This is a genomic window from Pseudomonas sp. NPDC090755, assembly GCF_044769005.1.
Taxonomy (GTDB): Bacteria; Pseudomonadota; Gammaproteobacteria; order Pseudomonadales; family Pseudomonadaceae; genus Aquipseudomonas.
The window spans coordinates 95,250-113,128 of sequence record NZ_JBIVXC010000006.1 but is presented as its reverse complement, the minus strand read 5'-3'; the positions used below and the strand labels follow the sequence as shown (position 1 = coordinate 113,128).

The following is a 17,879-nucleotide window of genomic DNA, read 5'->3' as shown; positions in this document are numbered from 1 at the left end:
GGGTTATTGCGGCCGCAGGATCAGCACTCCCAAGGGTGGCAGGTTCAGAGCCAGCGACAGCGGCTGGCCGTGGCTGGCCACGGCCTCGCTGGCGACTTCTCCCAGGTTTCCATAGTTGGAACCGGCGTATCCCTCGGCATCGCTGTTGAGCACCTCGCCCCAGCGCTCGCCGAAGGGCACACCGATGCGATAGCCCTTGCGCGGCACCGGGGTGAAGTTGGCCACCACCAGCATCGGCTGACCACTGGCGCTCCAGCGCAGCCAGGCGTAGACGCTGTTGTGCGCATCGTCACCGATCAGCCACTGGAAGCCCTGGGACTGGCAATCCTGCTCGTACAGCGCCGGCTCCTCGCGGTACAGGCGGTTGAGGTCGCCGACCAGACGCTGGACCCCCAGGTGCTCGGGGTACTTGAGCAGGTACCAGTCCAGTTCGCTGTCATGGTTCCACTCGCGCCACTGGCCGAACTCGCAGCCCATGAACAGCAGCTTCTTGCCCGGGTGGGTCCACATGAAGGTCAGGTAGGCACGCAGGTTGGCGAACTTCTGCCAGCGATCGCCCGGCATCTTGTCGATCAGCGAGTGCTTGCCATGCACCACTTCATCGTGGGAGATCGGCAGGATGAAATGCTCGGAATAGGCATAGATCAGGCCGAAACTCATTTCATTGTGGTGGTAAGTGCGGTGGATCGGGTCGTTCTGGATGTAATGCAGGGTGTCGTGCATCCAGCCCATGTTCCACTTGTAGGCAAAGCCCAGGCCGCCCTGCTGGGTCGGCTGGCTGACCCCGGGCCAGGCCGTGGACTCTTCGGCGATGATCAAGGCGCCGGGCGCCTCAAGGGCGACCACGTCGTTGAGGTGGCGCAGAAAATCGATGGCCTCCAGGTTCTCCCGGCCGCCATGGCGGTTAGGCACCCACTCCCCGTCCTTGCGCGAATAGTCGCGGTACAGCATCGACGCCACGGCATCGACGCGCAGGCCATCGATATGGAAGTGCTTGAGCCAGTGCAGGGCCGAGGCCAGCATGAAGCCGTGCACCTCGGTGCGCCCCAGGTTGTAGATCAGCGTGTCCCAGTCCTGGTGGAAGCCTTCGAGGGGGTTGTCGTATTCGTACAGCGCCGTGCCGTCGAAGCGCGCCAGGCCATGGGTGTCGGTGGGGAAATGCGCCGGCACCCAGTCCAGGATCACGCCGATCGAGGCCTGGTGGCAGGCATCGACGAAGGCGGCGAAGTCTTCGGCCGAGCCGTAGCGCGCAGTGGGCGCGAACAGCGACAACGGCTGGTAGCCCCAGGAACCGCCGAACGGGTGCTCCATGATCGGCATCAGCTCGATATGGGTAAAGCCCAGTTGCTGGACGTAGGGCACCAGGCGCTCGGCCAGTTCGCGCCAGTTGTAGAAGCGTGCCACTTCACCGGTGTCGTCCATCTCGCACTGCCAGGAGCCGGCGTGCAGTTCATAGATCGACAAGGGCGCCGTGGTCGCCTGGCGCTCGCCGCGCACCTGCATCCATTGCTGGTCCCGCCAGTCGTGGGCCAGGGCCCCGGCTACCCGCGAGGCGGTGCTGGGCGGCAGTTCGGTAGCACGGGCCAGCGGGTCGGCCTTGAGCGGCAGGATGCCGTCACGCCCCAGCACTTCATACTTGTAGGCTTCGCCCGCACCGAGACGGGGCACGAACAGTTCCCAGACCCCGGAGGCGTGGCGCAGACGCATCGGGTGACGACGGCCGTCCCAATTGTTGAAGTCCCCCACCACCGACACCCGCCGGGCATTGGGTGCCCATACGGAAAAGCGCACACCCTCGACGCCCTCGACCTTCGCCGGCTGTGCGCCCATGCTGCCGGCCAGATCGCGGTGATTGCCTTCGGAAAACAGGTACAGGTCCATGTCACCCAGCAGCGGGCCAAAGCTGTAGGGATCCTCGGTGAGCTGCTCACCCCCGGCCCAACTGATGCGTAGCAGGTAAGGCTGCTGCTCCGGCAGATGGGCAATGAACAGCCCCGGTATCGGCTCTTGCTCCAGCTCCCCCAACACCCGCCCGTCGTCACGGGCCAGCGCCTGAACGCTCAGGGCATTGGGCAAATAGGCGCGGACAAACTGGCCGCCCGCACCATCCGGGTGCGGGCCGAGCACGGCGAACGGGTCTGCATGCTCGGCCCTGACCAGCGCCTCACTGTCACGCGGCCCCAATCCACCTTCCTCGCGCTTGCGTTGAATCATCAGCTCTCTCCCCAGGTACTTATCAGGCCATGCAGGCCATGCAAAGGCACGGCCAGCCAACTTGGGCGGTTCTCGGCTTCATACAGGATTTCGTAGGCGGCCTTTTCCAGGCTGAACAGTTCCAGTGCCGCACGCTCGCCGTCGGCATGTTCCCAGGCATGAGGCATGGCCGCGGTGGCCAGCCCGTAGGCCTCGACAAACGCTTGTCGGGCCTGGTGCAGATAACGCCTGGCGACGCGCTGACGGGCCTTGAGGGCAACGTCCGAGAGGTCGACACTGGAGGCACTGCGCAGCACCATGGCAGCAGCATAGTCGAAAGATCGCAGAACGCCGCTCACATCCTTGTACGGGCTGTGCCGGGCCCGACGCTCCTGCAATGGCCGAGCCGGCTCGCCCTCGAAATCGATCAGGTAGGCATCGCCCTGCACCACCAGCACCTGGCCCAGGTGCAGGTCGCCGTGCACGCGCATCAACAGCCCGCCCTGGACCTGCTTGCTCAGGGCGGTCACCGTGGCCAGCAGGTCCTTGCGTTGCTGCAGCAGGTCATCGACCAGGGCCTGGCTGTCGCTGTCAAGCTCGGCGCGGTGCGCATCGAGCAGGTCCAGGGCGCGGTCCAGTTGCGCACCAATGTGCTTGCCAAAAGACTGGCAGTCGCGGGCGTTGCTCGGTTTCGGTGCAAACGCCGGATCCTTGCTGGGTGCGGCCAGCAGCAGGTGCATTTCGCCCAGGCGCTGGCCCAGCAACGCGGCGAAACCGGCCAGCTCGTGCAGGGCGTCGGTGTGAGCATCGCGGGCTTGGTCGCCGGGCTCAAGCTCGTCGCGAATGGCACGTTCAAGGTTGTTCTGGGTCCAGTCCCAGGCGTCGCCCTGGTTGCTCAGGTAGCCCTGGGCGATGGCCAGCAGGTGGGATTGGCCCTGGGCATCCACCCGGCTCACCCAGCCCAGCAGCGGCGAGATATTGGCAAAGCCGGCAGCAGTCAGGAAGGCACTCATTTCCAGTTCCGGATGCACCCCGGGATTGACCCGGCGAATCAACTTGAGCACCAGGCTGCCACCGACCACCACCGAGCTGTTGGATTGCTCGGCCGAGAGGTAGCGCACCTGGGCATCGTCCGCCAGGTTCAGGGCGGCCAGCTGCGCGGTGGCCTCGAAGCGCAGTTCACCTTCACTGCAAGGCAGGCGGGCGCCGTCGCGGCAGGCGGCGAGCACCGCGCGAATGAAGCTTTCGAGCACGAAGCCGTCGGTGATCAAGCCCACCTGGCGCCCGCGCCGCACCCGCGCCAGTGCCAGTTGCTGGGGCGCGGCCGTGGTGATCTGCTCTTCGCCGATCAGCCCGAACGGCAACTGATAGCGGCTGTGCTGCTCGCCACTGCCGACCTCGATTTCGCTCCACAATACCGGACTGGTCGGCGCACCGAAGCGCACACCGTAGGCGATGCGCACCTGGTCGATAGCGGCGTCCTTGCCGGCGAACCAGCGGCGCTTGGGCAGGTACTGGGGCAGGATGCTGTCTTGCAGGGTGTTGCGCGCAGGCGCGTCCAGCAACTCTTCCATGCGTTTTTTCAGCACCAGGGTGGTGAATTCGGGCAGGCTCTGCGCAGGCTCCACATGCCAGCTGGGCATCTGGTCCCGGGGCGCGAGCAGGAACCAGTAGAACCCGTAGGGGGGCAGCGTCAGCAGGAACGGCAACTGGCCGATGGGCGGGAAGGCACTGCCCCCGAGCATCTCCACCGGCACGCTGTCGGCGTACTGCGACAGGTCGAGTTCCGCTGCCTGGGCGGCACGCGAGACATTGGCCACGCAGAGGATGATTTCATGAGCGCCGTCAGGGCCGGTGTACTCGCGCAGGTAGGCCAGGATCCGGCGGTTGCTTGGCGACAGCATCTTCAGGCTGCCACGGCCGAAGGCCTTCTGCTGCTTGCGTACCGCCAGCAGGCGGCGGTTCCAGTTCAGCAGCGAATGCGGATCGTGCGCCTGGGCTTCGACGTTGACCGAGGCGAAGCCGTACAGCGGGTCCATGATCGGCGGCAGCACCAGGCGTGCCGGATCGGCGCGGGAGAAACCGCCGTTGCGGTCGATCGACCACTGCATGGGCGTGCGCACCCCGTCGCGGTCGCCCAGGTAGATGTTGTCGCCCATGCCGATCTCGTCGCCGTAGTACAGGGTCGGCGTGCCCGGCATCGACAGCAGCAGGCTGCTGAGCAGCTCGACCCGGCGCCGGTCGCGTTGCAACAGTGGCGCCAGGCGCCGGCGGATGCCGAGGTTGATCCGTGCCCGGCGGTCTTCGGCGTAGTAGTTCCACAAGTAGTCGCGCTCGCGGTCGGTGACCATCTCCAGGGTCAGCTCGTCGTGGTTGCGCAAAAAGATCGCCCACTGGCAGTTGGCGGGAATCTCCGGGGTCTGGCGCAGGATGTCGGTGATCGGGAAGCGGTCCTCCTGGGCCACGGCCATGTACATCCGCGGCATCAGCGGAAAATGAAAGGCCATATGGCACTCATCGCCCTGCCCTTCACCGAAATACAGCTGGGTGTCTTCCGGCCACTGGTTGGCTTCGGCCAGCAGCATGCGGTCGGGGTAGTTGGCATCGATTTCAGCGCGAATCTGCTTGAGCACCTGGTGGGTCTCGGGCAGGTTCTCGTTGTTGGTGCCGTCACGTTCGATCAGGTAGGGGATGGCATCCAGGCGCAAGCCATCGACGCCCAGGTCAAGCCAGTAGCGCATCACGTCGATTACCGCCTTCATCACCTGCGGGTTGTCGAAATTGAGGTCTGGCTGGTGCGAGTAGAAGCGGTGCCAGAAGTACTGGCCGGCCACCGGGTCCCAGGTCCAATTGGACTTCTCGGTGTCGAGGAAGATGATCCGCGTGCCGTCGTACTTCTGGTCGCTGTCGGACCACACATAGAAGTCCCGGGCCTTGCTGCCGGGCTTGGCATGCCGGGCCTTCTGGAACCAGGGGTGCTGGTCGGAGGTGTGATTGATGACCAGCTCCGTGATGACCCGCAGGCCACGCTGGTGCGCCTGGGCGATAAAACGCTTCACATCGGCCAAGGTGCCGTAGTCGGGGTGCACGGCCTTGTACTCGGCGATGTCGTAGCCGTCGTCGCGCCGTGGCGAGGGGTAGAACGGCAGCAACCAGAGGGTGTTGACCCCAAGTTCGGCAATGTAGTCGAGCTTGGCGATCAGGCCGGGAAAATCACCGATGCCGTCATTGTTCGAATCGAAGAAGGATTTGACGTGCACCTGGTAGATGATCGCGTCCTTGTACCACAGCGGATCGTCGATGAAGGCTGCCGGGCGGCTGCGCTTGGCCATGGTCGACTCCTTTCCAGCGTTTCTAGAGGGCTTTTTCGATACGCCAGATTCCGAACGGCAGGTGCCAGGGTTCGATGCGCATCCATTGGGTCTTGCCGTGCCAGGTCCAGCGGTGGCCGGTCATCAGGTCTTCGCCCAGGGTGTCGGCGTTGTCGTCCAGGCCCAGCTCCCACAGCGGCAGCTCGAACTGCGCCTCCTGGGCGTTGTGCGGGTCGAGGCTGACGGCGATGAGGATGAAATTGTCGCGGTTGGCGGTGCGCTTGCCGAAGTACAGGATGTTGTCGTTCCAGGCGTTGTAGCAGGCCAGCCCCAGGTGGGTCTGCAATGCCGGGTTCTGGCGGCGGATGCGGTTGAGCTGGGCGATCTCGGCGATGATGTTGCCGGGCGCTGTGAAGTCCCGGGGACGGATCTGGTACTTCTCCGAATCCAGGTACTCCTCCTTGCCGGGAATCGGTGTGGCTTCACACAGTTCGAAGCCCGAATACATGCCCCACAAGCCAGAGCCCATGGTCGCCAGGACGGCGCGGATGAGGAACCCCGCACGCCCGGATGTGTGGAGGAAGTAAGGGTTGATGTCCGGCGTGTTGACGAAGAAGTTCGGCCGGTAGCACCAGCACCAGGGCGGCTGGTTGAGTTCCTCGAAGTAGCTTTGCAGCTCGGCCTTGGTGTTGCGCCAGGTGAAGTAGCTGTAGCTCTGGGAATAACCGACCTTGCCCAGGCGCGCCATCATCGCAGGCTTGGTGAAGGCTTCGGCGAGGAAGATCACCTGCGGGTGCTGGCTGCGCACATTGGCGATCAGCCAGTGCCAGAACGGCAGTGGCTTGGTGTGCGGGTTGTCGACCCGGAACTGGGTCACCCCTTCGTCCACCCAGCCCAGCACCACGTCACGCAGGGCCAGCCACAGCGACGGCACGGCCTCGGCGGCATAGAAGTCGACATTGACGATGTCCTGGTACTTTTTCGGCGGGTTCTGTGCATAGCGGATGCTGCCGTCCGGCCGCCACGAAAACCAGCCCGGATGCTCCGTGAGCCAGGGGTGGTCCTGGGAGCACTGGATGGCAAAATCCAGGGCGATCTCCAGGCCATGTTCGGCGGCCGCGGCCACCAGCCGGCGAAAGTCCTCGCGGCTGCCCAGCTGCGCATGGATCGCCTCATGGCCACCTTCCTCACTGCCAATGGCATAGGGGCTGCCGGGATCCCCGGGTTCGGCCTGCAAGGCGTTGTTGCGGCCTTTGCGGTAGCTCATGCCGATGGGATGGATGGGCGGGAAATACAGGACATCGAAGCCCATGTCGCGGATCATCGGCAAGCGTTGGTGCACATCGTTGAAAGTGCCATGGCGCTCGGGATCGTCGGTGATCGAACGGGGAAACAGCTCGTACCAGCTGGCAAAGCGCGCTTGCAGGCGTTCCACCTCCAGCGGGTACTCGGGGCTGCGGCTGAGGTACATGCGAAGGTCAGCTTCGGCCATCAGCCGCGCCGTGTCGGGGTGCAGCAGCAAGGTGACCTGCGCTTCGACGGGCAGCTTGGGCAAGCGCCGACGCAGGGCCCGCAGCTGGTCACGCAGGGGGCCGTCACTGCGGGCGATGTTCTGCTCGATCAACAGGTGCCCTTCGCGCAGCTCCAGCGACACGTCGACGCCTGCGGTGAACGTCTTCTCCAGGTCATGGCAATAGGTGGCGAACGGGTCGATCCAGGCCTCGATGCTGAACAGGTGCGGCCCCTGCTCGTTGACGGTGAACGACGCCTGCCACAGGTCGTTGCCGGCGAACTGCATCGCCACGCAGTGCCAGCGCCGGCTATGGGCCTGGCGCCAGTTGAGCCTCACCGCCAGGGTGTCATGGCCATCGGCGTAGACCTTGCTGCTGACCGTCACAGCCTCCCCCACCGTAGCCTTGACCGCGAACAGCCCGCCATCGAGCAGCGGCTGGGTGTTTTCGATCACGATCCTGGGCTCCAGCAGGGCCTGGGACAGGCTGATGGCCGGGTCGGGATGATCGTTTGTCGGCGTCGTGCGGTCGGTTTCGAAGGGCTCTTCGCGGGTCATCGATCCTTTCTCCGTTACGAGGTGACGTAAAAGTTCAGAACGGATGAGCGGCCAGGGGTTCAAAAAAAAATGAGCGAAGGGTGCTGTGTGCAGTCGAAAGCAATGGTGCCCAGCCATCCAGCGTAGCGAGGTCAGGCCATGAACATTCCCATCCCGGCAGAAACGCCCGATCCGAATATCGACGACCCGACACTGCCGCCTGCGGTGCCGGATGAAGAACCTGATGAAATGCCGGTCAAACCGGTAGTGCCGCCCACCGTTGGCGACCCGCCCAGTGACGAGCCCCCGGTGAAAGCGTAGAGGATTATTCAGTTATCGCATTGTGCCCATCGCCGGCTACGCCGGCTCCCACAGAAATTGCACCAACCTTGTGGGAGCGGGCGTAGCCAGCGATTCGCGCGCTGCGGATCAGCGGTTGGAAAGCTCTTCGATACTGATCTCGCGCATCCGGAACTTCTGCACCTTGCCGGTCACCGTCATCGGAAACTCGTCGACAAAGCGGAAGTAACGCGGGGTCTTGAAGTGGGCAATGCGGCTCTTGCACCACTGCTGCAGCTCGATCTCGCTGGCGCTGTGGCCGGGATGGAACTTGATCCAGGCGACGATTTCCTCGCCAAAGCGGTCGTCAGGAATGCCGATCACCTGCACATCGGCCACCGCCGGGTGGGTGAAGAAGAACTCTTCCAGCTCACGCGGATAGATGTTCTCGCCCCCGCGAATGATCATGTCCTTGTTACGCCCGGCGATGCACACATAGCCCGCCTCGTTCATGGTCGCAAGGTCGCCGGTGTGCATCCAGCCCGCCGGGTCGATGGCTTCGCTGGTGGCCGCAGGGTTGCCCCAATAGCCGAGCATCACGCTGTAGCCGCGGGTGCACAGTTCGCCGATCTGCCCGCGCGGCACGATGCAGCCCTGCTCGTCGACGATCTTGCTCTCCAGTTGCGGCTGGGTGCGCCCCACCGTGGTCACGCGCAGTTCCAGGTCATCGTCGGGGCCGGTCTGCAGGGACACCGGGCTGGTTTCGGTCATGCCGTAGGCGATCTGCACTTCGCTCATGTGCATCTGGTCGATCACCCGGCGCATCACCTCGATCGGGCAGGTCGCCCCGGCCATGATGCCGGTGCGCAGGCTGGACAGGTCGAAGTCACTACGCTGGGGGTGGTCGAGCATGGCGATGAACATGGTCGGCACACCATAGAGCGCGGTGGCCCGCTCCTGGGCGACGGTGCCCAGGGTCAGCACGGGGTCGAAGGCATCGTTGGGGTAGATCATGGTGGTGCCATGGGTCACGCAGCCCAGGTTACCCATGACCATGCCGAAGCAGTGGTACAGGGGCACCGGGATCACCATGCGGTCCTGCTCGGTCAGGCCCAGGCTCTCACCGACCATGTAGCCATTGTTGAGGATGTTGTAGTGGCTGAGGGTGGCACCCTTGGGAAAACCGGTGGTGCCGGAGGTGTACTGAATATTGACCGGCTGATCGAACTGCAGGCTCTGCTGGCGGGCCAGGTAGTCGGCCGGGGCGACCTGCGGCGCCAGTGCGGCCAGCTGATCCCAGGGCAGGAAACCGGTAGGTGGCGCGGCGTCCAGGCTGATCAGCCCGCGCAGTTCGGGCAGTCGTTCGCTGTGCAGCTGGCCAGGCGCGTAGTCGCCAAGCTCAGGCAGCAACTCGGCCAGCATGGCGTGGTAGTCGGAGCTCTTGAAGGCCCCGGCACAGATCAGCCACTGACAACCGGACTGCTTGAGCACATACTCAAGTTCGCTGGTGCGGTAGGCCGGGTTGATGTTGACCAGGATCACGCCGATCTTGGCCGTGGCGAACTGGGCAATGCACCACTGTGCGCAGTTGGGTGCCCAGATGCCTAAGCGATCGCCGGTCTTGAGCCCCAGGGCCAACAGCGCCCGGGCGTGCTGGTCGACGGTGTCGGACAGTTGACGCCAGCTGTAGCGTAATTGCTGGTGGCGCACCACCAGGGCCTCGCGCTCGGCAAAGCGCGAGACGGTGTTGTCGAACGCCTGGCCAATAGTCATGGCCAGCAAGGGCTTGTCCTGACGCCCCTGGGTATAGCTCGGTTGATTCATGGCGATCCCTTGTTGTGTTTGTTTTGGGAGCTGATTCAAGCGGCACCTACTGTGGCTCATATTTACGTTAACGTAAAGGTCATGATGCGATTGACAGTCGCCACATGCAGGTTTACGTTAACGTAAAGGTGATCAACGGCCAATCGCGGGGCAAGCCCGCTCCCACCCTGTAGGAGCGGGCTTGCCCCGCGATTGACTCAACACCGACTTAACTCCAAGAACAATCAACAGAAGGTGCCTCGCATGCGCTATCCGACCCTGAACTTCGCCCTGGGCGAAACCATCGACATGCTGCGCGACCAGGTCCAGTCCTTCGTCGCCGCCGAGCTGGCCCCCCGCGCCGCCCAGATCGACCAGGACAACCTGTTCCCCGCCGACATGTGGCGCAAGTTCGGTGACATGGGCCTGCTCGGCATCACCGTCAGCGAAGAGTACGGCGGCTCGGGCCTCGGCTACCTGGCTCACGTGGTGGCCATGGAAGAAATCAGCCGCGGCTCGGCCTCGGTCGCCCTCTCCTACGGCGCCCACTCCAATCTGTGCGTCAACCAGATCAACCGCAACGGCAACGCCGAGCAGAAAGCCAAGTACCTGCCCAAGCTGATCAGCGGCGAGCACATCGGCGCCCTGGCCATGAGCGAACCCAACGCCGGTTCCGACGTGGTGTCGATGAAGCTGCGCGCCGAGGAGCGCGGTGATCATTTCGTCCTCAACGGCAGCAAGACCTGGATCACCAACGGCCCGGACGCCAACACCTATGTGATCTACGCCAAGACCGACCTGGACAAGGGTCCCCACGGCATCACCGCCTTCATCGTCGAGCGTGACTGGAAAGGCTTCAGCCGCAGCAACAAGTTCGACAAGCTGGGCATGCGCGGCTCCAACACCTGCGAGCTGTTCTTCGACAACGTCGAGGTGCCGAAGGAAAACATCCTGGGTGCGCACAACGGCGGCGTGAAGGTGCTGATGAGCGGCCTGGACTACGAGCGCGTGGTGCTGTCCGGCGGCCCGACCGGGATCATGCAGGCCTGCATGGACCTGGTGGTGCCCTACATTCATGACCGCAAGCAGTTCGGCCAGAGCATCGGCGAGTTCCAGCTGATCCAGGGCAAGATCGCCGACATGTACACCCAGCTCAACGCCAGCCGCGCCTACCTGTATGCCGTGGCCCAGGCCTGCGATCGCGCCGAAACGACGCGCAAGGATGCGGCCGGGGTGATCCTCTACACCGCCGAACGCGCGACCCAGATGGCCCTGGAGGCGATCCAGATCCTCGGTGGCAACGGCTACATCAACGAGTTCCCGGCCGGTCGCCTGCTGCGTGACGCCAAACTCTACGAGATCGGTGCCGGCACCAGCGAAATCCGCCGGATGCTGATCGGCCGCGAACTGTTCAACGAAACCCGCTGAGCACAAGGACTAGGCGCCCATGGCTATCCTGCACACCCAGATCAACCCGCGCTCGGCGGAGTTCGCCCAGAACAGCGCGGCCATGCTCGAACAGGTCCAGGGCCTGCGCACCCTGCTGGCCAAGGTCCACCAGGGCGGCGGCCACAAGGCCCAGGAGCGGCACACCTCGCGGGGCAAGTTGCTGCCCCGTGAGCGTATCGACCGCCTGCTCGACCCAGGCTCGCCGTTCCTGGAAATCGGCCAGCTGGCAGCCCACGAAGTCTATGGCGAAGACGTGCCGGCCGCCGGCGTGATTGCCGGCATCGGCCGGGTCGAAGGCGTCGAATGCATGATCGTGGCCAACGACGCCACGGTCAAAGGCGGCTCCTACTACCCGCTGACGGTGAAAAAGCACCTGCGCGCCCAGGCCATCGCCCTGCAGAACCGCCTGCCCTGCCTGTACCTGGTGGACTCCGGCGGCGCCAACCTGCCGCGCCAGGACGAAGTGTTCCCGGACCGCGAGCACTTCGGGCGGATCTTCTTCAACCAGGCCAACATGAGCGCCCTGGGGATTCCACAGATCGCCGTGGTCATGGGCTCGTGCACCGCCGGCGGCGCCTATGTGCCGGCCATGGCCGACGAGGCCATCATGGTTCGCCAGCAGGCAACCATCTTTCTCGCAGGCCCACCCCTGGTAAAGGCCGCCACCGGTGAGGTGGTCAGTGCCGAAGACCTGGGCGGTGCCGACGTGCACTGCAAGACCAGCGGCGTCGCCGACCACTACGCCGACAACGACGAGCACGCCCTGGCCATCGCCCGGCGCTGCGTGGCCAACCTCAACTGGCACAAACAGGGCACGTTGCAGCAACGCACCCCGATTGCCCCGCTGTACGACGCCCAGGAGCTGTACGGGGTGGTCCCGGCCGATGCCAAGCAACCGTTCGACGTGCGCGAGGTGATCGCCCGCCTGGTGGACGGTTCGATCTTCGACGAGTTCAAGGCGCTGTTCGGCACCACCCTGGTGTGTGGCTTCGCCCACCTGCACGGGTACCCGATCGCGATCCTGGCCAACAATGGCATCCTCTTCGCCGAAGCTGCGCAAAAAGGCGCGCACTTCATCGAACTGGCCTGCCAGCGCGGCATCCCCTTGCTGTTCCTGCAGAACATCACCGGCTTCATGGTCGGCCAGAAGTACGAGGCGGGCGGCATCGCCAAGCACGGCGCCAAGCTGGTCACCGCGGTGGCCTGCGCCCAGGTGCCGAAGTTCACCGTGATCATCGGCGGCAGCTTCGGCGCCGGCAACTACGGCATGTGCGGTCGCGCCTACGACCCACGTTTCCTGTGGATGTGGCCCAACGCCCGGATCGGCGTGATGGGCGCCGAACAGGCGGCCGGCGTGCTGGCCCAGGTCAAGCGCGAGCAGAGCGAGCGTAGCGGTCATCCGTTCAGTGCCGAGGACGAGGCCCGCCTCAAGCAACCGATCCTCGACCAGTACGAACACCAGGGCCACCCCTACTATTCCAGCGCCCGCCTGTGGGACGACGGTGTCATCGACCCGGCGCAAACCCGCGATGTGCTTGGCCTGGCACTGTCCGCCGCCCTCAACGCACCGATCGAACAGAGCCGTTTCGGCATTTTCCGGATGTGACCATGAGCGACTTCACTACCCTTGAACTGATCAAGGACCCCCGTGGTTTCGCCACCCTGTGGCTGAGCCGGGAAGACAAGAACAACGCCTTCAACGCGCAGATGATCCGCGAACTGGTCCTGGCCATCGACGCGCTTGGCGCGGACACCGACCTGCGCTTTGTCCTGCTGCGCGGCCGCGGCCGGCACTTCAGCGCCGGAGCGGACCTTGCCTGGATGCAGCAGTCGGCGGCCCTGGACTACAACACCAACCTGGATGACGCCCGCGAACTGGCGGAGCTGATGTACAACCTGGCCAAGCTCAAGGTGCCGACCCTGGCGGTGGTTCAGGGTGCGGCCTTCGGTGGTGCGCTCGGCCTGATCAGTTGCTGCGACATGGCCATCGGCAGCCTGGAGGCGCAGCTGTGCCTGTCGGAAGTGCGCATCGGCCTGGCCCCGGCAGTGATCAGCCCGTTCGTGGTGCAAGCCATGGGCGAGCGCGCCGCGCGCCGCTATGCCCTGACCGCCGAGCGCTTCAGCGGCGAGCGGGCCCGTGAACTGGGCCTGCTGGCCGAAGCCTACCCGGCGGCGGAACTGGAACGACAGGTCGAGCTGTGGATCGACAACCTGCTGCTCAACAGCCCCCAGGCCATGCGCGCCAGCAAGGAGCTGCTGCGCGAGGTGGGCCACGGCGAACTGACCCCGGCCCTGCGCCGCTACTGCGAAAACGCCATTGCCCGCATCCGGGTCAGCCCCGAGGGCCAGGAAGGCTTGCGCGCCTTCCTGGAAAAACGCACCCCGGCCTGGCAGGCCGAACCGTCGAACAAGGAGCCGCGCCCATGAGCCGCACCCCGTTGACCACCCTGCTGGTCGCCAACCGCGGTGAGATCGCCTGCCGGGTGATGCGCACCGCCAAGGCCCTGGGCCTGACCACGGTCGCCGTGCACAGCGCCATCGACCGTGAGGCCCGGCACAGCCGCGAGGCCGATATCCGTGTCGACCTTGGCGGCGCCAAGGCCAGCGAAAGCTACCTGGACATCGACAAGCTGCTGGCCGCGGCCAAGGCCAGCGGCGCCCAGGCCATCCATCCGGGCTACGGGTTCCTCTCGGAGAACGCAGGCTTTGCCCGCGCGATCGAGCAGGCCGGGCTGATCTTCCTCGGCCCACCGGCCAGCGCCATCGACGCCATGGGCAGCAAGTCGGCCGCCAAGGCCCTCATGGAGCAAGCCGGCGTGCCCCTGGTGCCGGGCTATCACGGTGAAGCCCAGGACCTGGAAACCTTCCGCGCCGCCGCCGAGAAGATCGGCTACCCGGTGCTGCTCAAGGCCACCGCCGGCGGTGGCGGCAAGGGCATGAAGGTGGTCGAGAGCGAAAGCCAGCTGGCCGAAGCCCTGGCCTCGGCCCAGCGCGAGGCACAATCGTCGTTCGGCGATTCGCGCATGCTGGTGGAAAAGTACGTGCTCAAGCCACGCCACGTGGAGATCCAGGTGTTCGCCGACCAGCACGGCAACTGCCTGTACCTCAACGAGCGCGATTGCTCGATCCAGCGTCGCCACCAGAAGGTGGTCGAGGAAGCCCCGGCCCCGGGCCTGAGCCACGCTCAGCGCCAGGCCATGGGCGAAGCGGCGGTCAAGGCGGCCCAGGCCATCGGCTATGTCGGCGCCGGCACCGTGGAGTTCCTCCTCGATGCCCGCGGCGAATTCTTCTTCATGGAAATGAACACCCGCTTGCAGGTCGAGCACCCGGTCACCGAGGCCATCACCGGCCTTGACCTGGTCGCCTGGCAGATCCGCGTGGCCTGCGGCGAACCGCTGCCGATCAGCCAGGATCAAGTCCCGCTGGACGGTCATGCCATTGAAGTGCGGCTGTACGCCGAAGACCCGGCCAACGACTTCCTGCCGGCCACCGGACGCCTGGCGCTGTACCGCGAATCGGCCCCGGGTGAAGGGCGTCGGGTCGACAGCGGCGTCAGCGAAGGCGACAACGTCTCGCCCTTCTACGACCCGATGCTGGGCAAACTGATCGCCTGGGGCCAGAACCGCGAACAGGCGCGCCTGCGCCTGCTGGCGATGCTCGATGAATTCGCCATCGGCGGGGTGAAAACCAACATCGCCTTCCTGCGGCGCATCCTCGCCCACCCGGCCTTTGCCGAGGCGGAACTGGATACCGGCTTCATCCCGCGCTACCAGGAACAGCTGCTGCCTGCCAGCGAGGCGCTGCCGGCCGACTTCTGGCAGGCCGCGGGTGAAGCCTTCATCCAGAGCCAGCCAGCGCAACCGCGCAGCGATGACCGCCATTCGCCCTGGGCAGCCAGCAACGGTTTCCGGGCGGGCGTGCCGGCGCAGGTCAGCCTGCACCTGAACTGCAATGGCCAGGCACAGGCCATCAGCCTGGTACAAGGCGCGGCGCCGACCCTGAAGCTCGACGGCGAACAGTTGATGACCGAGCACGACGGCCTGCGCCGTCGGCACCTGGCCATTCGCCGTGGCGACACCCTGTACCTGCAATGGGAAGGCGACCTGCACGCGGTGACCCCTTACGATCCGATTGCCGAGGCCGACGCCAGCCACAGCCATCACGGCGGCCTGGGCGCGCCCATGAACGGCAGCATCGTGCGGGTGCTGGTGGAAGTCGGCCAGGCGGTGGAAGCCGGCACGCCGCTGGTGGTGCTGGAGGCGATGAAGATGGAGCACAGCATCCGTGCGTCCCAGGCCGGTACGGTCAAGGCGCTGTTCTGCCAGGAAGGCGAGATGGTCAGTGAAGGGGCGGTGCTGGTGGAGCTGGACGACGCCTGATCGACCGGGGCGGCCTCTGCCGCCCATCGCCGGCTACGCCGGCTCCCACAGGGTTTTCAGCCTGCCTGGCCCGATGTGGGAGCAACTGTGTGTGACGATGTAGCCGCTGCCGCCAGGCTGCGATCGGTCGCGAAGCGACCGTGAAACCTGGCGACCTCGGTGCGCCAGGTACAACGAGGTGACTGTGTTGCGACTGATGCGCAGTCGATCGCAGCCTCGTTCCTCGGCAGCGGCTACCCATGTAGCGGCAACTGGCCTGTATCGCCGGCATAGCCGGCGATACAGGCACCGCAGATCAGAATTTCATCAGGGCCTGCACCACCACCCCGACCACCTCGCTCTGCTCGGTGTACACGGTTTTCGGGTACGTCGGATTGAGCGGCTTGAGATAACGCTGGCCACCCTCTTCTATCAACTGGCGAAAGCTCATCGCCGAGCTTGCCGAAACCCGCACGATCACAAGCTTGCCCGGTGCGGCGGCCACGCTGCTGTCCACCAGGACCAACATGCCCTCCGGCACGCTCAGGCCCACTGGCGCGGTCATCGCGTCGCCCTCTACCCGCAACCAGAAGGCAGGCCCCCGGGCCTGGTAATCGGTTGACTGGTACACCGCGTCCGCAGGCACAGAACCAAGGTCCAGCGCTGTCCAGCTCAGAACGGGATAACGAAAATACAAATCGTGCTGTAGGCCATCAGCGCCAGTCACTGTAGTCGGATTGCCCGATACCGTGTAAGCACCATTGTCTTCGGCTGTACGAAGCGGGAACACCATCTGCAGCGGCGGCAGCCCCACCTCCACCAGGATCTGGTTGAGCACCCGCAGCTTGGGCTCGCGCTCCTCGCGCAACCAATGGCCAACGGCGCCCTGGGTGACCCCGATGCGCTCGGCGAGATTTTCTTGCGTGACCTTCAGTTCACGCATCCTGGCCTTGACCAGATCAGTCCATTTATCCATCGCTGGCACGATACGGACTGCTCCCGGACGCTCAATACACAAATTGTAGTATTTAAAAAACTGCGACAACTACATTTCGTATTATCGTTAGCCCGGACATCCGATTCCCCACCCTCTATGGCAGGTAGCCGAATGAAACCGACATTTCCCGACATGGACCTCGACCTGGACAGCGAAGCCCTGAGCACCAGCGACGCCGCCCGGCGTGCCCTGGATTTCTACCTCAATCCCGTCCCGGCGGCCCTGCCCCCGGACACCCCCTGGATGGTGCCCCATGGCAGCCTGAGCAGCGCCCAGGCCGCCGAGCGCGCCACCCAGGTGCTACGGTGTGCGGCGGCCACCGCCTGCGAGTCGGCCGATGGCCTGCAAGGCATGCCCCGGGACCTGGCACTGACCGTCGTGCACATGATCAACATGGCCAGGACCCTGCTCGAACACGAGCCAAGCGATCACCTGCGGTCTTGAAACAAAAGTGGAAGTGAGCGTGAGCGGTCGAGGCAATGACGGCGTTGGTGCCGTTCATTGAAGGAGGGAGTGCATTCGGTAAAAGTTTTTTACGGAATGACAGAAAATTCATTTGACTTGCAAATGATAACGATTATTATTGCTCACAACTGGTCGCGAGACTGGTTGGATAAACTGAAAGCCCTTAGGTCGGACTCTCAGATTATCTCCTCATCAGGCTAATCACGGTTTTTGACCCGGCTTTTTCGCCGGGTCTTTTTTTTGGCTCTTCAGGCTAATGAAGGCGGGTGTTGCTTGAATGGCCGCGATGATAGCAAATGAATATCGCCTGGTGAAGGTTGTTACCGCGTTTTGCAGAATTAGCACTTGAGAATCAATCTCGTTAAGAATAAGCTAGGCCTGCGTCATGGAGGACGCCCCCTCCCCCAACCAGCAAGGAGCTTGTACATGACCCGTCTGTTGCTGCCCCTTGAGCATCACCCCCATTCCCACGACCTGACGGACCCAAGCCAGCTGCAGCAGTTGAAAAAGCTGCCTCGCCGTGTCCAGCAGGTCTTCCTGCTCAGCCGCCTCGACCAGTTGGGATTTGCCGCCATCGCCGAGCGCCTGGGCCTGTCCGCGCTGACCGTGGAGCGGCACATGAACCAGGCCCTGCAAAGCGTGCAGCCGCAGCCCGACGCGCTGGCAAGCATCGCCGGGCAATGGTACGTACGCCTGCAGAGCCCGCAGGTCACCGCCAGCGAGCGCATCGATTTTCGCCGCTGGCTGGATACTGCCCCCGAGCACCGTGAAGCCTTCCATGCCGTGGAGTTGCGCTGGCGCACCTTGCTCGCCCCGGCCCGGCAACTGGGGCGCGATGCCTGGTATCGCCAGCCGCGTGCCGCCTTGTCCCTGGGCGGTTGCACGGTGGCCATCGGCCTGGGCCTGGCGGCATTGGCAGCAATCGGTTTGTGGTCGTGAGCCAGGCGTGTAGAGTGAGCTTCACAACAACTCTACGG

The 17,879-nt window shown here is 64.6% G+C and carries 12 protein-coding genes; 7 read left to right on the top strand and 5 right to left on the bottom strand.

The window, feature by feature from the left end:
- Positions 1-3 precede the first annotated feature (3 nt).
- From glgB to ACIQUS_RS11795, 3 genes are read right to left on the bottom strand one after another with little or no spacing between them, the layout of a single operon-like run.
- The gene (gene glgB, locus ACIQUS_RS11805) at positions 4-2,214 is read right to left on the bottom strand and encodes a 1,4-alpha-glucan branching protein GlgB (RefSeq protein ID WP_403047080.1); all 2,211 of its coding nucleotides are present in this window, start codon (positions 2,212-2,214) and stop codon (positions 4-6) included.
- Complete coding sequence (treS, locus tag ACIQUS_RS11800; protein WP_403047077.1) at positions 2,214-5,525, bottom strand: maltose alpha-D-glucosyltransferase; 3,312 nt, start codon at positions 5,523-5,525, stop codon at positions 2,214-2,216. Before treS ends, glgB begins: the two co-directional genes overlap by 1 nt.
- A gap of 22 nt (positions 5,526-5,547) precedes the next feature.
- Positions 5,548-7,572, bottom strand: coding sequence for an alpha-1,4-glucan--maltose-1-phosphate maltosyltransferase (locus ACIQUS_RS11795; RefSeq protein ID WP_403047074.1), 2,025 nt, complete (start codon positions 7,570-7,572; stop codon positions 5,548-5,550).
- A 138-nt stretch (positions 7,573-7,710) separates the two neighbouring features.
- Here ACIQUS_RS11795 and ACIQUS_RS11790 point away from each other — a divergent pair, with 138 nt between their 5' ends.
- Entirely contained in the window at positions 7,711-7,872 is a 162-nt protein-coding gene (locus tag ACIQUS_RS11790; protein WP_403047071.1) for a hypothetical protein, read from the top strand.
- A 108-nt stretch (positions 7,873-7,980) separates the two neighbouring features.
- Here ACIQUS_RS11790 and ACIQUS_RS11785 read toward each other — a convergent pair whose 3' ends face one another.
- Positions 7,981-9,654 (bottom strand): AMP-binding protein, encoded by a 1,674-nt coding sequence (locus ACIQUS_RS11785; RefSeq protein WP_403047068.1) that lies wholly within the window; start codon positions 9,652-9,654, stop codon positions 7,981-7,983.
- Between the two features lie 243 nt (positions 9,655-9,897).
- Here ACIQUS_RS11785 and ACIQUS_RS11780 point away from each other — a divergent pair, with 243 nt between their 5' ends.
- From ACIQUS_RS11780 to ACIQUS_RS11765, 4 genes are read left to right on the top strand one after another with little or no spacing between them, the layout of a single operon-like run.
- Positions 9,898-11,061, top strand: coding sequence for an isovaleryl-CoA dehydrogenase (locus ACIQUS_RS11780; protein ID WP_403047066.1), 1,164 nt, complete (start codon positions 9,898-9,900; stop codon positions 11,059-11,061).
- 19 nt (positions 11,062-11,080) lie between these two features.
- Complete coding sequence (locus ACIQUS_RS11775) at positions 11,081-12,688, top strand: carboxyl transferase domain-containing protein (RefSeq protein WP_403047063.1); 1,608 nt, start codon at positions 11,081-11,083, stop codon at positions 12,686-12,688.
- A gap of 2 nt (positions 12,689-12,690) precedes the next feature.
- Positions 12,691-13,509 (top strand): gamma-carboxygeranoyl-CoA hydratase, encoded by an 819-nt coding sequence (locus ACIQUS_RS11770; RefSeq protein ID WP_403047061.1) that lies wholly within the window; start codon positions 12,691-12,693, stop codon positions 13,507-13,509.
- Positions 13,506-15,461, top strand: a complete 1,956-nt coding sequence (locus ACIQUS_RS11765; RefSeq protein ID WP_403047058.1) for an acetyl/propionyl/methylcrotonyl-CoA carboxylase subunit alpha — start codon at positions 13,506-13,508, stop codon at positions 15,459-15,461. The genes ACIQUS_RS11770 and ACIQUS_RS11765 overlap by 4 nt, the downstream gene beginning before the upstream one ends.
- A 295-nt stretch (positions 15,462-15,756) precedes the next feature.
- Here the strand turns inward: ACIQUS_RS11765 and ACIQUS_RS11760 are convergent, their stop codons facing one another.
- Positions 15,757-16,416, bottom strand: coding sequence for a LexA family protein (locus tag ACIQUS_RS11760; RefSeq protein WP_403047419.1), 660 nt, complete (start codon positions 16,414-16,416; stop codon positions 15,757-15,759).
- Positions 16,417-16,548: 132 nt separating this feature from the next.
- Here ACIQUS_RS11760 and ACIQUS_RS11755 point away from each other — a divergent pair, with 132 nt between their 5' ends.
- Both ACIQUS_RS11755 and ACIQUS_RS11750 read left to right on the top strand, forming a co-directional pair.
- Complete coding sequence (locus ACIQUS_RS11755; RefSeq protein ID WP_403047055.1) at positions 16,549-16,881, top strand: DUF6124 family protein; 333 nt, start codon at positions 16,549-16,551, stop codon at positions 16,879-16,881.
- 447 nt (positions 16,882-17,328) lie between these two features.
- Positions 17,329-17,841 carry a DUF4880 domain-containing protein gene (locus ACIQUS_RS11750; RefSeq protein WP_403047052.1) on the top strand — a complete coding sequence of 171 codons (513 nt, stop codon included), beginning with the start codon at positions 17,329-17,331 and terminating at the stop codon, positions 17,839-17,841.
- Positions 17,842-17,879: the final 38 nt, after the last annotated feature.